Origin of the sequence: Methanosarcina hadiensis (assembly GCF_046529725.1) — an archaeon.
Taxonomy (GTDB): domain Archaea; phylum Halobacteriota; class Methanosarcinia; order Methanosarcinales; family Methanosarcinaceae; genus Methanosarcina; species Methanosarcina hadiensis.
Window position 1 is genome coordinate 1,317,252 of the sequence record NZ_CP136241.1, and the last position, 16,502, is coordinate 1,333,753.

10 protein-coding genes are annotated in these 16,502 nt (G+C 41.9%); 3 read left to right on the plus strand and 7 right to left on the minus strand.

All coding sequences use genetic code 11. The annotated features are described in order from the left end of the window. Nucleotides 1-69 precede the first annotated feature (69 nt). Both RSJ42_RS05695 and RSJ42_RS05700 read left to right on the plus strand, forming a co-directional pair. Nucleotides 70-441: a hypothetical protein gene (locus RSJ42_RS05695; RefSeq protein ID WP_410509706.1), complete on the plus strand. Its 372-nt coding sequence runs from the start codon at nt 70-72 to the stop codon at nt 439-441. A 113-nt stretch (nt 442-554) separates the two neighbouring features. Continuing rightward, entirely contained in the window at nt 555-797 is a 243-nt protein-coding gene (locus RSJ42_RS05700; protein ID WP_410509707.1) for a DUF5683 domain-containing protein, read from the plus strand. Between the two features lie 179 nt (nt 798-976). Here RSJ42_RS05700 and RSJ42_RS05705 read toward each other — a convergent pair whose 3' ends face one another. From RSJ42_RS05705 to RSJ42_RS05730, 6 genes are all read right to left on the minus strand, one after another. Continuing rightward, nucleotides 977-1,621: a PEF-CTERM sorting domain-containing protein gene (locus RSJ42_RS05705; protein WP_410509708.1), complete on the minus strand. Its 645-nt coding sequence runs from the start codon at nt 1,619-1,621 to the stop codon at nt 977-979. Nucleotides 1,622-2,208: 587 nt separating this feature from the next. Beyond that, nucleotides 2,209-3,033: a PEF-CTERM sorting domain-containing protein gene (locus RSJ42_RS05710; RefSeq protein WP_410509709.1), complete on the minus strand. Its 825-nt coding sequence runs from the start codon at nt 3,031-3,033 to the stop codon at nt 2,209-2,211. 344 nt (nt 3,034-3,377) lie between these two features. After that, complete coding sequence (gene uvrB, locus RSJ42_RS05715; protein ID WP_410509710.1) at nt 3,378-5,390, minus strand: excinuclease ABC subunit UvrB; 2,013 nt, start codon at nt 5,388-5,390, stop codon at nt 3,378-3,380. Between the two features lie 228 nt (nt 5,391-5,618). Next, nucleotides 5,619-7,172 carry an excinuclease ABC subunit UvrC gene (gene uvrC, locus RSJ42_RS05720; protein WP_410509711.1) on the minus strand — a complete coding sequence of 518 codons (1,554 nt, stop codon included), beginning with the start codon at nt 7,170-7,172 and terminating at the stop codon, nt 5,619-5,621. Between the two features lie 37 nt (nt 7,173-7,209). After that, entirely contained in the window at nt 7,210-10,215 is a 3,006-nt protein-coding gene (gene uvrA, locus RSJ42_RS05725; protein ID WP_410509712.1) for an excinuclease ABC subunit UvrA, read from the minus strand. Nucleotides 10,216-11,198: 983 nt separating this feature from the next. Further along, a complete protein-coding gene (locus RSJ42_RS05730; protein ID WP_410509713.1) occupies nt 11,199-11,561 on the minus strand; it encodes a heavy metal-binding domain-containing protein in 363 nt (120 codons plus the stop codon). A 420-nt stretch (nt 11,562-11,981) separates the two neighbouring features. Between RSJ42_RS05730 and RSJ42_RS05735 the strand changes: the two genes are divergently transcribed. Next, nucleotides 11,982-12,746 (plus strand): 4Fe-4S binding protein, encoded by a 765-nt coding sequence (locus RSJ42_RS05735; RefSeq protein ID WP_410509714.1) that lies wholly within the window; start codon nt 11,982-11,984, stop codon nt 12,744-12,746. Between the two features lie 1,021 nt (nt 12,747-13,767). Here RSJ42_RS05735 and RSJ42_RS05740 read toward each other — a convergent pair. After that, nucleotides 13,768-16,455, minus strand: coding sequence for a PAS domain S-box protein (locus RSJ42_RS05740; RefSeq protein WP_410509715.1), 2,688 nt, complete (start codon nt 16,453-16,455; stop codon nt 13,768-13,770). Between the last annotated feature and the right edge of the window lie 47 nt (nt 16,456-16,502).

The following is a 16,502-nucleotide window of genomic DNA, read 5'->3' on the forward strand; positions in this document are numbered from 1 at the left end:
TTAGCAAAACTTATTTTTCTTTTTCGTTTTTGACATAGTTTATATAGGTCCACTCTCTAAACTAAGCATATGAACGAGGGCAAGATCAAGAACACTATAACGAGAAGCTTTGAACTTCAGGACTACAAAATAGAAGGAGCGGAACTCTCCGGTTTCTGGGCAGACCTTCTCAGTAAAGAAGAACTGACGGTTGAAGTAAACTACAGGCCGGAACACAAAAAATCTTTCAGTCCCGAAGAAATAGAAAATCTTACCCGCAAAATATGCAAAAAATGTGCTGATTTTGAGGCTCAGCTGCCTGAAAATATAAAATGTGAGGTTACATTCAAAGACTTCGGAGAAAAGGTTTATAAAACCGACCAGCCTGATTTTGAGCTCGAGCCCGGGGAAATAGACGAAATTAAGGTTGCTTACCGCTTCTTTGTAGCTTACTATGTTTAATTATTATGTTCACCTTTTTATTGTTAAACAAATATATTTAGTATCAAATAAGTAAAGGTATCTTCAAATAAAGATACAACCAAAAATCAGAAGCCTGCATAAGAGTGTGAAATATGCCTCAACCAAGAAAGAATCCGGGTGTTGCTGTTGTACTGTCTTTCTTTATTCCAGGCCTCGGGCAGATATATAATGGGCAGATCATGAAAGGAATTATCTTTATTATTCTCGCCGCGATTTTTGGCTTCCTTACAGTAGTTTTAATCGGCTACGTTCTCTATCCGCTTTTCTGGGTTTATAACCTCTATGATGCTTACAATACTGCAAGGGAAATTAATCAAAAGTATGGTGGATATTAAAATAAGCATTAATGAGGATACCTTTCAGGAAAATGATCTTCCCGATACTTGACTTTCGATCTGATTTTTACTCTTAGAATCAGCGATGAATGAAGATAGAAATAAGAGGAATTCCCCAAAAAAATATGAAAAAAGAAAGTTTCAATTATGAGGGAATTCACTTTCTAAAAGTTAATCTTTTACTCCTGTTTTTTGCGGCCGAAAATGAACATTAAACCCAGTATTGCTGCAACAGGTGCGGCTATTGTGGGAAACTCAGGAACTTCTGTTATACTACCATAACCCAAGTATTTAGCACTGTCAGCAAGCTTCCCATCTGAAAGGGCAATTTTATCTCCCCAAGCAACATGAGCACCAAAAGCTAGCGCTTCAGGATATGTAAATTCCCCAGAAAATTTAACTTTGACTTGAGAAAGTCTAGCCTTCTCTTCTGGACTCGAAGTGCTACTAGTAAAATCAGCTACAGAAAATATTATTTTAGTATGAGTGCCTGGGTATTGAAAACCATCAATATTAGCACTTGTACTTACTGTATAATCGTCGCCGCGAATCAGAATATTGCCATCTTTATCTTGCACTGAAACTACTGATACGCCTTCAGGAAGTCCTACTACATCAAACCAACCAGTAGGATAAGAACCTATTCCCTTCGTTGTAAAAGTTGCCACATCACCTGAAACACTTGCAGTAACATATTGTATGTATTGAGCTCCAGGTGCATCGTCACTAGGTGTATCAAGCACAGCATAATAATCATAAGCTAAAGCTGTACCTGTCAAAGAAATAAGACATATCAATATTCCAATTATAAACTTAAACCTCACCAGTCAAAACCTCCTTTTGAGAATAAAATGAATGTTATTTTATCAATCTATAAAGAGATAAACTTATTTAGTTTAATATACTTCATACAGTATATGAACAAAAAGAATAGATAATCAATAGCAATAGACAACTAGTATCAGATTAAATAGCATAAAATATTGAGAATTGAATTCTTAAAATTATATAGACATTATCTTAAAAAAATATGGGGGGGCTGTAGCTTTCTTTTAATAGTGAATATTCACATGGTGTTCATGGCTACATACTTATCATAATACTTATTTTCTTTACTTTGATTATAGTGCTTATAGCCGTGTTTTTCTACGCAAAATATAGTGCAAAAAATCACAAGAAACAGAAAGAAGAGCCCCAATAGAAAAGGAGTTCATGAAAGCAGAAAAAGAAAGACAGAATGCAAGAAGGATAGAAGAAATGGGATATTCGGAAAGAGATGAAAAAGAATACGAAGAGGGATATTCTAACGATTCTGACGATGAGGGGTGAAAGCCAAGTAATAAGCTCACAAAAATCAGGAAATAAAAGAAAGATTTATATAAAAGAAGTTCATGCCTCGAAAATTAATCGCTCACTCTTTTTTTCTGCTGTTAACAATGAAAACTAATCCGAGAATTGATGCAATAGGTAGAGCTATTGAAGGAAATTCCGGAACCTGAGTTGCCGGTGGAACCTTTATCAACGTTACTGTCTCGGTGTCAGTATTCGATTTTACACATTTACAGTATGTACCTGTTGCATATGCTATATTGGTTATGTAACCCGCATCGAGATCGGTTTGTGATATTGTATGAGTAGCTGTCCCGGTAACATTCTGACCGGGTGAAAGAGATGACCCTGAAATAAACACGGTACCGAGTTTATCGTCAACGACCTTTATAGGTCCCGAGATTGCTACATTGCCTGAATTGGTTACTTTGTAGGCGTATGTGATTATCTGCCCGGTAGCAGTATATGTTGCCGGATCGGCCGACTTTTCAAGGCTGAGGGACGGTTTAGGTACGGCTTTGACTGTAATAAATGCATCATTTGATTTAACATTGTAAGAACCATTCCTGCTACTCTTGGCTGTTGCATTGGCTTTATTGGTCACATAACCTCTATCAAGGTCGGCTTGAGTAACAGTATATGTAGCCGTACCCACAACGCTGTTACCTTTTTTTAGGTAACCGTTAAATGTTACGGGTTCAGGACTGGTTTTATCGTCTTTCAAAAGAATGGGTCCATAAACACAACCATCTTTACAGGTTACTTTGTACGTATATGTGATAACCTGTCCCACGTGGTCATAACTTGAAGGCGAAGCAGATTTTTCAAGGATAATAGAACAGGCATTTGCAGAGCCTATGGAGAATAACAAAAAAACTAGCAGTCCAATAATATTCACCGTTTTCATTTACACAAACCCCTTTTAAGAAATTAGTTGAATGATTATCAAATATATTTAAGCATAGATAAACCTGTTTAGTTAAATATATTTGATAATGTATAATTATAAAAACGGTCAATTGTAGAAAGCAGGCGGCGGCGAGAATTAAATTAATTTATGGAAAATATTAAGTTTTGAATTTTATAATAAAAAAGGATAATTTAAAAAACGTTTCTGGGAGGAAAAGAGGTTTTAAGCGGGATCCCTGAGCTTGCGTTATATGGCTTACACGATAGAAGAAAATTCGTTTTCCTGAAGAACGAGATAGCTGATTTCATCAAGAGTTAAGCCATCTCTCAAACAATCCCGCTTCACACTGCTTTTATCTCTTTCTCCAGCTTCTTTATAATTTCCCTGACCTGGATTGCACGCTCGAAGTCCAGCCTGTCGGCGGCTTCCCTCATCTCAGCATCCAGTTCGATAATCACATTTGGAATATCGGTCTTCGGGATATGTTTTGTATCCGTGATATCCACGACTTTCTCTCGAATTGGTTTCCGGATAGTTGTAGGGACAATGCCGTGTTTTTCATTATAGGCGATCTGCATCGCACGGCGGCGTTCAGTCTCCTGTACCGCTGCTTTGATAGAATCTGTCATGTTGTCTGCATAGAGGACAACCCTTGAATTGGAGTTTCGTGCTGCGCGGCCTATGATCTGGATGAGGCTCTTTGAATTCCTCAGGAAGCCTTCTTTATCTGCATCAAGGATTCCTATAAAACCTACCTCGGGAATATCGAGCCCTTCCCTGAGCAGGTTAATGCCAACAAGCACATCAAATTTGCCAAGGCGCAGTTCGCGGATAATTTCCGTCCTTTCAATTGTCTTGATATCCGAGTGCAGATAGCGTGCCTTAATCTCGTTTCTTGCCAGGAATTCGGTCAACTCTTCTGCAAGCTTTTTGGTAAGGGTGGTAACAAGGGCACGGTCTCCCCTCTCCACTATTTTCCGGATCTCCTGCATAACGTCCCTGACCTGGCCTTCAAGCGGACGAACTTCTACTTCAGGGTCAACAAGCCCTGTAGGGCGGATAATCTGCTCCACAATCCGGGAAGATTGTTCACGCTCATAATCTGCAGGGGTTGCCGAGACGAAGATCACGTTTTTCATGTACTTCTCGAATTCCTCAAACTTCAGCGGCCTGTTATCAAAAGCACTTGGGAGCCTGAAACCATAATCTACAAGGCTCTTCTTTCGTGACCTGTCCCCATTATACATTCCGTGCAGCTGCGGAATAGTCTGGTGGCTTTCGTCAATAACCAGAAGGAAGTCATCAGGGAAATAGTCAAGCAGGCAGAAGGGCTGTTCTCCCGGTTTTCTATGGTCAAAATGTCTTGAATAGTTCTCTATTCCCTTGCAGCTTCCTGTCTCCTGGATCATTTCCATATCATACAGTGTGCGCTGCTTTAACCTGTGAGACTCAAGCAGCCCGAGTTCGGGCAGGCGTCCTTCAAGCTCTTCAAGGATAGACTGGATTGCGCTTTTCTGTTCCTCTTCAGGTATAACATAGTGCCTGGCAGGATATACGAAGAAATAATCCATATCTTCTTTCCGCTGTCCGGACTGTTTGTCAACTTCGGAAATCCTGTCCACCTCGTCCCCAAAAAGCTCTATCCGGATGATATCATCAAAGTAACCGGGAATAATGTCAATAGTATCACCTTTTACTCTAAAGCGCCCAGGCATGAGTTCAAGGTCGTTTCTTTCAAACTGAATATCGATAAGTTTCTCAAGGATTTCCTTCCTCTGAACCCTGTCTCCAACCTTAAGTTCAAACCCCATTTTCTGGAAATTCTCAGGGTTGCCCAGACCATAGATGCAGGATACCGACGCCACCACAATTACGTCCTGCCTGGACATCAAAGAAGCTGTGGCTGCAAGACGCATCTGCTCAATTTTCGGGTTTATCTGGGCATCTTTTTCAATATACTGGTCCTTGGCAGGAAGATAAGATTCAGGCTGGTAATAGTCATAATATGAGACAAAATACTCAACGCGGTTTTCAGGGAAAAACTCCCTGAACTCGTTATATAACTGGGCAGCCAGAGTCTTGTTGTGAGCAATAACAAGAGTCGGCTTTTTAATCTGATTTATTACATTTGCAACAGTATAGGTTTTTCCTGATCCGGTAACCCCAAGCAAAGTCTGGAATTGCTCTTTTCTCCTGAGCCCTTCCACAAGTTCTTCTATTGCCTGCGGCTGGGAACCTTTAGGCTCAAAATCGGAAACCAGTTTAAACTGAGGGCTGTCCCAGTACCTTGCATCGTGTATTGTTTCGAATTTTTTATCGGATAACGCCTCGGGTGTCTGGCTGGAAATTTTCATGGAATTATGACCTTCTTAAGTATGTAGGATTGATTAATCTATTATGTGGGACCTATTATGTGAAACCGATTGTGTGGAACCTGTTATGTGGAACCGATCACTGTATTTCGATCACTGTATTTCGATCACTGTATTTCGATCACTGTATTTCGATCACTGTATTTCGATCACTGTATTTCGTCTACGGTATTATTACTGCATCAATGATTCATTTCTGTATCAAATGACTTATTTCTGTATCAATGATTTCTGTCTTAGCAGGCGGTTATAGGTGATTGCAAACCTGTGAGCTTCATCTCTTATTTCCTGAACAAAGAGAGAGGCTTTTTCGTCTCTTTTAATGGGAAGAGGGGACTTAAGCCCCGGAACATAAATTTCTTCTTCGCGCTTGGCTATGGAGATGATAGGGACCCTGACCCTGAGCTTCCGGAGTTCCTGGAAAGCTGAAGAAAGCTGACCTTTTCCACCGTCAATAATTATCAAATCAGGCAGTTCATGCCTGTCCTCAAGCAGGCGGGAATAACGCCTTCGCACAACCTCGGCAATGGAAGCGAAGTCATCAATTCCTTCCACACCTTCTATTTTGAAGCGGCGGTAGTTATGTTTATCAGGCCTGCCTCCCCTGAACTGCACCATTGAACCGACCGTAGCCGTGCCTGAGAGATGCGAGATATCAAAGCATTCGATGACATTCGGTAATTTTGGAAGGGAGAGTTTGCTCTGCAGGGCTTCAAGCTTTTTCCTGTCCCCGAAAAACCCGATTTCGACATTCTTCAGGACAAGGTCGAGAAGCTCTTTTTTCTCCCCCTGCTTTGGAACCGTCACTCTGACTTTCTTTCCTTTCACATGCGCAAGAAACTCTACAAGAGAATCATCAAGCGGTTCGGGAACGATCAGTTCTTCAGGAGGGTCATTTTCGGAATAATACTGGACGAGAAATTCTTCCAGAAAATCCTCCCCGAAGGCAAAAACGAAGTCCTGCTTGTCTTCCAGGGTGCCTTTGTAAACCTTGAAAAGCATAAGATAAACAGTATTGTCCCTGACAATATAGTTCAGTATGTCCTCATCATGCTTTTTCTGCCTCTCCATATTCTGTTTTTCCTGAAGGTATTCGAGGGCTGCGATTTCATCCCTGAGTTCCATGGCCTGCTCAAACATCTGTTTTGCAGCCATTTCTTTCATGTCTGTTTCCATGGACTCTATGAGTTCCCTGATATTGCCTTTCAGGACAGAAGTGGCCTTCTTTACCTTCTCTCTGTATCCCTCTGTCGAAATGCTGCCAATACAGGGTCCGCTGCACGCTCCAATATGATAGCGGAGGCAGGCACGGGAAGGCATTTTCTTGCAGGTTCTGAGCTGGAAGGTTTTTCTTACGACCTCGAAGATGTAGTCTCTTTCCTTAGCAGAAACGAAAGGTCCGAAAAACTCTCCTTCTCCGGTATTCTTCCGCGCAATCCTGATCCTGGGAAATTTTTCCCCTGTAAGATGGATGCATGCATACCGCTTTGAGTCCTTGAGCAGGATATTATATCTGGGCCAGTGTTTTTTTATCAGGGTATTCTCAAGGAGGAAAGCTTCTACCTCAGTATTCGTAACAATAAAGTCAAGACCCCGCGCAGCCTGCACAAGGCTCGCTGTTTTGGGGTCATGGTCCCTTTTCTGGAAATAACTGCTTACCCTTTTTTTAAGGTCTTTTGCCTTCCCAACATAGAGTACAACGCCCTCTTCATCCTTGAAAAGATAACAGCCGGGGAGGTGTGGAAGGTTTTCCAGATCAATCATTTTTGGACCACATCCCATTCAAATCCGGTTTCAGGTTTCATTGGGTTTTGTTTTTCACGAGAATCTTTTGAAGTGCCTGCCCTTCAAACACTCTGTCAGTTCCGTTTTCGAATTCCTCTGGCTCTTCTTCGAGACACACATCCGGGTCTTCTTCCAGATCTCCAAAATCCGTTTCAAACTCTTCTTCGCCTTCAAAAACTGCTTCTACAGGCTCTGGCCCTGCATCCGGATATGTATTCGTCAGAAGCCTTGGAGCAAGGAAATGCCCGGTATAGCTTCCCGGGACCATGGCAATTTCTTCAGGCGTACCTGCTGCAATAATCTCCCCGCCTGCATGTCCTCCTTCTGGACCGAGGTCAATTATATGGTCTGCTGACTTGATAACATCAAGGTTATGTTCGATAATAACAACAGTGTTTCCTTTCGTAACAAGCCCGTTAAGGACTGAGATCAGTTTTTTAACATCATGGAAGTGCAGGCCTGTCGTGGGCTCGTCAAGGAGATATATCGTCTTTCCTGTACCTTTTTTAGAGAGTTCCCGTGTAAGTTTTATTCTCTGGGCTTCCCCTCCTGAAAGGGTTGTGGAACTCTGTCCGAGTTTGATATATCCCAGCCCTACACGTGTGAGAGTATTAAGTTTATTTTTAATTGCAGGGATATTTTCAAAATGCTCTGCAGCCTCTTCCACAGTCATGTCAAGGACTTCGGCAATGGACTTGCCCCTGTATTTCACTTCAAGGGTTTCCCTGTTGTAGCGCGTACCCTTGCACTCTTCACATTCAATGTAAACATCAGGCAGGAAATTCATCTCGATCTTAATCAGTCCTTCCCCCTGGCAGGCTTCACAGCGCCCTCCTTTTACGTTGAAAGAGAAGCGCCCGTTTTTATATCCGCGGATTTTGGCTTCCTTGGTTTCGGCAAAAGCCTGCCTGACCGCATCAAAGACCTTGGTATAGGTTGCAGGATTTGAGCGAGGAGTCCTGCCTATAGGGCTCTGGTCGATGACGATTACCTTATCAATTTCGGAATCAAAGATAAGTTCGTCATATTCACCAGGCGTTACACTTGATTTATTGATTTTTCTCGTGAGGGCTTTGTAAAGGGTATCGTAGATAAGTGTGGACTTTCCCGAACCCGAAACTCCGGTAACGACTGTCAGAAGCCCTATGGGTATGTTTACATCCACATCTTTCAGGTTGTTCTCCCTGCATCCCTTCAGCCGGATAAAGGAGTCGCTCTGTCTGCGGAGGGCAGGAGGTTTTATCTGCTTTTCTCCGGAAAGGTACTTGCCTGTCAGAGATTCCGGATTTTTCTCAATCTCTGCGGGCGTCCCTTCGGCTACCACATACCCTCCGTGTATCCCTGCTCCCGGACCGATATCGAGCACGTAATCCGCGGCCCGGATGGTGTCCTCATCGTGTTCGACTACAATGAGAGTATTCCCGAGATCCCTGAGGGTTTGCAGAGTCTGAATAAGCCTCTCGTTGTCTCTCTGGTGCAGCCCTATAGAAGGCTCGTCAAGAACATAGAGCACGCCCATAAGGTTTGAGCCTAACTGGGTTGCCAGTCTTATCCTCTGGGCTTCTCCACCTGAGAGTGAGCCTGCACTGCGCGAAAGGGTGAGATAACTGAGTCCCACATGTTCAAGGAAGCCCAGGCGGGAACGAATTTCCTTAAGTACCTGCTTTGCGATCTCCTGCTCTTTTTGTGGAAGTTTCAGATCTTCAAAAAACTGGATGGACTGGACAATGGAAAGGTCCGTAACATCTACTATTGACTTGCCTGCGATTTTGACTGCAAGGACTTTTTCTTTCAGACGCTTGCCCTCACATTTAGGACAGGGGTGGACCTGCATGAATTTCTCAAGTTCTTTTCTCCTGTACTCGGACTTTGTCTGGCTGTAAAGCCTTTCGGATTGAGGAAGAAGCCCTTCCCACGTTCCTTTGTGGGACCACTGAGCGTCACCGTTTTTCATGCTCATACTATAATGGATGCGTTCATCCGAGCCGTACATAAGAGCGTTGTACTGCCTTTCTGAGAGGGCTTCAATAGGAGTAAAGACATCAAAACCGAAATGCTTTGCAACAGCAGCAAGGTGCTGGCTCCGGTAGCTGTCAAGATAATTCCTGTAAATGGCAACTGCTCCGTCAGCAATGCACAGGCTTTTGTCCGGAATTATGAGATCAGGATCAAGCTCCATCTTAAACCCGAGCCCGTTGCAAGCTTCACATGCCCCAAATGGGCTGTTGAAAGAAAACATCCTTGGCTGAAGCTCCTCAAAAGCCATACCACAGACAGGGCATGCCATGTTAGAAGAGAAAAGGTGATCTTTCCCTTCCGAATCCACAGCAATCAGGAGTCCTTCGCCTTTCTGGAGGGCATTTTCGCATGCTTCGACAAGCCTTGACCGGTCTTCAGAAGGGTCCAGACGGTCAATTACAGCTTCGATATCATGCTTTTTGTAGCGGTCAAGGGAGATTTCATCGTCTGTCCTGTGGATCTCCCCGTTTACCCTCGCCCTGGTAAACCCTTCGCTGTTGAGGTCCCTGAAAAGCTGCTGGTAAGTCCCTTTCTTCTGGCGGACTATGGGCGCGAGGATTGTGACCATTCCCTCACATTCCTTGCTCAGGCTGTCCGCAATCCTTTCCGGAGACTGGGACTCGATTTTTATATTATGGACAGGGCAATAAGGAGTCCCTACCCTTGCAAAAAGTAGCCTGAGGTAGTCATAGATCTCAGTGACAGTCCCCACAGTACTCCGGGGGTTTTTAGATGTGGTTTTCTGTTCTATGGAGATTGCCGGAGACAGCCCTTCAATGCTGTCCACGTCCGGCTTGTTCATAAGCCCCAGGAACTGACGCGCATAAGCAGAGAGCGACTCAACATAGCGCCTCTGCCCTTCGGCATAGATGGTGTCAAAGGCAAGGGTTGATTTCCCCGAACCCGAGACACCGGTAATTACAATTAACCTGTCCCGTGGAAGTTCCACGGTGATGTCTTTCAGGTTGTGTTCCCGTGCCCCTTTGATTATGATATTCTTCATTTTCCTTCTCTCGGGTTTTTTCTTCGTAATTGGAGATAATCTGGAGTATAAAAATGCAGGGTTAAGTTTTTGAGTGGGGTTTAAGATTCAGAATTAAGAAGATATCCTGAACCAGACATGTGTTTAAGAAAACTGTTCAATGTAAATTTTAATCAATGTAAATTTTAATCAATGTAAATTTAATCAATGTAAATTTAATCTGTAATTTGTCTTTATTACGTGCAGTTGTTCCCGGTAGCAGGAACTTTATTTTATTCTGATCTATCTAATGTATCAATTGCCCCGAAATTCAACACATATAGCAACACGCAGACTTTTTATTAATAAAGTTATATAGCGGGGTGAAAGTATTAAACAATGGCTTGTCTGGCAAATGTAAAGAAATGGGCTTTCCATTATCGAATTCATAATTCCTTTATCTGCTGTTTTTAACAGAATCTTTTGAATACTTTCATTCTCTGGCAGCCAGCATTCCCTGTATAAGTTCACTTTCAATAGTAATTTCACTTTGAGAGTGTTCATTATTTTGAACCGGAGCAGTTTCTGGCATTGTTTCTGGCAGTTAAGGTTCCCTCTGAAGCCCGGAAAAATATTTCAAAAAAAGAGGATTCTGAGGTAGAGTCCTGTAAAACTGCAATCAAAAACTGCCAGTATTTGGGTTATACAACGATACGTACATCATGGTTATGGTATAAATAATTATCCAATTTATTATATTTTAGTACCGAGATACAATAAAAAAGTTTATCTGAATCTTAAATTGTGATCTTCTGTTAAGTAGAAGACACGCCGCTCTCCTGCGCGAGCGCGAAAATAAACTTTATGAAAATAATAAAACAGAAGCAGTTTTATAAAATAGCTTGAATGATTGCTCACTCGAGCAAAAAAATGATTAGCGAATTAAAGATTGGCATAAAAAACCCTTTTTTCATCGCTGGAAACTTTTTGCCCTGTCTTCAGAGCTGATACAATTCACCCATCCCTCAACCAAGCCGAACCGGGCTTGCAGGGCTTTCATCTTTTTCGACAACAACTGCTGTACCATATGCAAGCAATTCGGTCATTATCTGGCCGATCTCTGAAGAATCGAACTCCACACCTATAACGGCATTTGCCCCAAGGGCCTTTGCATGTTCTTTTAATCTGTCAAGTGCCTGCTCACGGGACTCATTTAAGAGTTTTGTGTACTCATGAATCTCCCCGCCAACAATTGACCTGAGACCCGCAGCTATATTCCCGCCAAGCCCACGGCTTCGCACGATCAGGCCCCATGTAAATCCGATAGTCTTTGTGATTTTATACCCTGGCAAGTACGGTGTACTGACAATAATGATATCATCTGTCATAATATCCTCAAAATGCTGGTTAGATCAGGATTACGATTAAATTGTTTTTCCATTAGATACACTATAAATTATAAATAAATTTTATCAAGCTTTTTTCCGGTCTTATTTTTTGAAAAAGGCCGCTTTCCTTTGTCGAGCGTGACAAGAAATGTTCAGTAAAGCGAATAATGTAGCAGGTGGCTAGAAATATTGTAACTTGGCTCTTCATCGTCTTTATTGAAGTTCATGCAATCAAAACTATTCTGGCCCATACCGCTGAAAACAACTGACTATTTCGCGCTGTCTCTCCATCCTGAATATGTTAATGATGAAAATATTCAAATTATGGAGAAACTATCCTTGTACGGAGAAGGAATCATAAAGAAGGGATAATCTACGACTGAAGAACTGAAAAGAGCCCTCCTGCAGAAATGCGAAAGTATGGATATACCCATGGTTGGGGTTGCCAGTGTTGAGAAATGGAAAAATCCTCCATTTTTGCCATGGGTGCCTGAAGAATTCTATCCTCAATCCATATATCCTGAAGCAAAATCAGTGATAGTTATCGGACTGCCGATCCCTCTCCCTGTACTGGAAACGTCTCCCTCGATATATTACCGCGAGCTGTACAAAACCGTAAACTCCCTGCTGGACCAGTACACATACCGGCTTGCAAACTTCCTGACCTCCAAAGGATACCCGTCCGTATTCGTACCCAGAGATGGGTATGGGGGCATTGAGGTACTCCTTGAAAATCCCATTGCATTCTTTTCCCACAGGCATGCTGCTTTTCTTTCCGGGCTGGGAAATTTTGGAGTAAATAATACGATACTTACTCCGGAATACGGTCCCAGAGTCCGCTTCGGTTCAATTCTGTCTACAGCCGAGCTTCCTTCGGACCCAATATTAGAAACTCAGCTCTGCACCCGCTGTATGCGCTGCGTAAAAATGTGCCCCTCGAATGCTCTTAAAAAAGATGATTACCCTGAAGGACTGACAGATAAGAAAGCCTGTTCTTCTTATAGTGCCGAATTAAACAAGCGTTACATTTCACCCTGCGGTATATGCATTAAGGTCTGCCCAATAGGAAAGGATAGGGAAGTATATAAAAGAGATAATGATGCGATATATGTAGATGAAGATCGTTTTGCCGATCACCACAAAGCCTGGAAGCATGTCAGGTCTTATGGCGGAAAAAACCCGTAATTCCTGACAGAAAAGCAGCAATAGATGGATTTAAGACTATTATTTTTTTCTTCTTTTTGTCTTTCTTTATGTCTTTCTTTTATCTCCCTTTTATATTTCTTTTATCTTCCTTTTATCTTTCTTTTTATCTTTTCTTTTATCTTTTTGGGATAGACTTATCTCCTGTGCCAGGTTGATGGAAATAATTTTGTGTTGAACAGGTTTTAAAGGTCAGAAAATATTCTCTCTTTAAAGGGCTTTTAAACTCGGATGGTTTTAAATTCGGATGGTATAGAAAGCCTCCGCCAGCTTGTCTGGCGACCCTTTATAAAATGAAAAAAGAAGACGCGTACACTAATAGAATGAAGAAAAAGGCTAGAATGAAAAAAAGGCTTAGAATGAAGAAAAAAAGGCTTGAAAATAGTAAAAAATGAAACGAACAAGAAAAAAGCGTCTTCAAAGGTGTCTTCAAAAGTGTCTTTAGAAACGTCTTTAAAAGTGTCTTTAATAGTATTTTTTTTGTCTTTCTTCCTTTTAATAGGTTTTTGACAACGGTTTTAAACTTTGAAATTATTTTAGCGTTTTTTTGTTCTTTTTTTACTTTTTGGGACAGGCCGTTCTCCTGCGTCGAACGGGACAAGAAAGGTTCTGTAAAGCAAATAATGTCGTTCGGATAAGTTTTTCATTTACTTCAAAAAACGCTTTTAAACTCACAGTACAGGAGACCTCCGCCAGCTTTTCGGCGGCGCCTTATAAAAAGCAGAAAGAAAATTGAGATTAAAAAAGAAATTTGGAAAGAAATCTTTTCCGCAGAGTTCAATCTTATTTGCACCCTGAAAGAGAGAAAGGAAAAATTAGCCTCTTTATTTTACAGGTTTGCTATTTAAATTCTTGTTTTTGTTTCATAAATTTTTTGAGATGAATGCTCTCTTAAGAAGGACGGGAAAAAAGAGCGGGAAAATAAGGACGGAAAATAAGGACGGAAAATAAGGACGGAAAAAAAAGTGAGAAAATAAACACAGAGAAGAAAATCGAACCCGCCTCAGCTTTTCGCCGGAACACCCTTATCCTCGAACCTGATAGTAAACGTTGTTTTTTCTCCTTTCTCAAGTTCGACTGTCCCATCTAGCTGTTCAACAAGAGCATTTATAAGCTGCAGACCAAGAGTAGCGGGGTTATTGAAATCGATGTTTACAGGAAAGCATCCGCCATTATCCGAATAAACAAGTGTAAATCTGGAATGCCTGCCTGATTCTGCTGAGCCATTGCCCATGTAAGATTCATTTTCAAATCCAGAGGTTTCCGGCTGTCTGCAAAGAGAGATTCTGATCTCTCCATCCGTACCTATAGGAAATGCATATTTCAGGGAGTTTGAGAAGAGTTCGTTGATTATAATTCCAAGAGGGATTGCCGTGTCTATTCCCAGGAATATGGGGTCTACATCCAGGAAAAGGTGGACTTTCTCATTTCCTATCCTGTAAGAATAAAGGAGCTCGGAAGTCAGCTTTCTAAGATAGGCAGCAAAATCTATGCTTGTAGTATCCTCGGATTTATGAAGCTCTTCATGGATAATGGACATAGAGACAACACGGTTTTCGCTTTCACGGAATGCTTCAACAACAGCCTTATCTTTGAATTTATCAGCCTGAAGGCTTAACAGGGATGAAACAATCTGAAGGTTGTTTTTTATCCGATGGTGAATTTCTCTCAGGCCGATTGCTTCGGCTTTAGCAAGGGTTTCCTCAACTTTTTTCTTCTGAGTAATGTCATAGGCATATCCCTGAATAAATTCGGTTTCTCCCGAATCATTGAAGATATTATGGATTAACTCATGAACCCACTTCACAGTTCCGTCTTTTCGCCTGAGCCTGTACTCGTGTTCCATAATGGAATTCGGGGAAGAATTCATCTTTTTCTTGTCTGAATCAAGTAACAGGAGGTCTTCCGGAACAATAAGGTCAGCCAAAATTATTCTTCCTGAAACAAAGTCTTCTGCCGTGTAGCCGGTAATTTCCTCGACAGCTCCTTCAATAAAAATGGGAATAAAATTCCTGTCCAGCTTAAACGATATTCCTTTAAAGTTTTGCAAAAATGACCGGTAAAGTTCTTCGCTTTCTCTAAGTTTTTCCGAGGAAAGCTTAATCTCAGTAATATCTTTCATTACCCCGAGCGCTTTGCATACGTGCCCTTTTTCGTCTCTCAAATAGACGCCTTTATTCTCCACGAAAAAATAGCTTCCGTCTTTTCTCTGGAACCTGAATTCCTCGTTAAACCTTTCTCCCGTGTTCCAGCATTTCTTAAATTCCTGCTGTACTCTCCTGCGTTCATCGGGGTGGATATGCTCAAGCCAGTCGTAAAAATCAAAATTCTGCATCTCTTTGTAGCTGTAGCCGGTAATGTCAGTTACTGCTCCTGCCCATTCGGCATAACCGTTTCTCAGGTCAAATTCGTATATCAGTTGCCCTGTTTGTTCCGTAGCCAGCCGATACCTCTCTTCACTCTTTAACAGCTTTTCTTCGGTAAGTTTGCGCCCTGTAATATCAAGCATTACTCCTACAAGTCCTTCAATGTCCTCATTGAGGTTTCTGAATACGATTTTATTAATGAGGAACTGCCTGACTATCCCATCAGAACACTTTACTCTGGATTCGTAAACAAGGCTTCCTCCTCTCTGGAGCAGTTGCCGGTCCGTTCTTTTGAAGACATTCCCCAATTCAGGCGGAATAGCTTCCGGGAGTTCATCAACAGAGCGTCCAATTATATTTTCCTTTGGTCTTCCAATAATCAATTTTGCAAAAAGTTCATTGCATCCGCAGTAGACTCCTTCTTTATCTTTATAAAATACGGGAGCGGGAATCGTGTCCAGCAGAGTCCCAAGAAAGAGGACTTTATCCATAAGAGTACTCTCTATCTCGTTTCGTTCAAATGCCAACGAAATCAGGGATGCAGCATCTTTCAAAAAATAGGCATCTTCTTTTGTAAATTTCTCTTTCCCCGTACTATGAACCGCAAGCACTCCATATGGTTTTTCGAGGCTTCCTATAAGAACGCTCATTCCTCTAGTAATTTCCTGATACCCCTCAAGCCCCATTCTTTCAATAGAACCTTTTTTATTTAACGCTTCTATCTGGATAGGAGTTTTTGAAAGGACAGTGTACCCGGCAGCAGAAGCTTTTTCTCGTTTAATGACTCTGCCAATATCCTCAGGCTTCCATCCGGTGCCTGCCTCAAACAAAAAGTTCCCATCCGGGAGCAGCCTCAGAATTTTGCAGTATTTTATATTAAGCGTAGCAGTAATTAAAGCAAAAGATTCATCCAGAAAGGATCGGAGATCCCGGGTTGTGAGAGCAAGTTCGGAAATCAGGGAAAGGGCTTCATGACACTTATCTATTAAAGACAATTTCCTTTCGGCCTGTCTGGATAGCGTTATATCCGATGCCTGGAGGACGACGTATTTACTGTCACCAAAAGGCATCAAAGTGGCTAGATAGGTTTTTTCGCCTGCCTCAAGCTCCATATATTCTGGCTTTTTTCTCAAAGCTGCCTTTCTCAAGGCTTTCTGGACATCTTCGGGAGCTTTTTCTCCTATCCTGCTTTCCCATATTTCAAGTAAGAGATTTCCTGATTCATTAGAATAGGTAATTGTCCCTTCCCTTTCTATCCTCAGGACCGGGCTGGGGCTTTTTAAAAGAAATTCTTCCATCCAGTCTTTTTCTGCTTCACATTTCATTCCGGCAATGCTTATATTACCACCCAGCCTCTAAGTGTTTGCTCTTA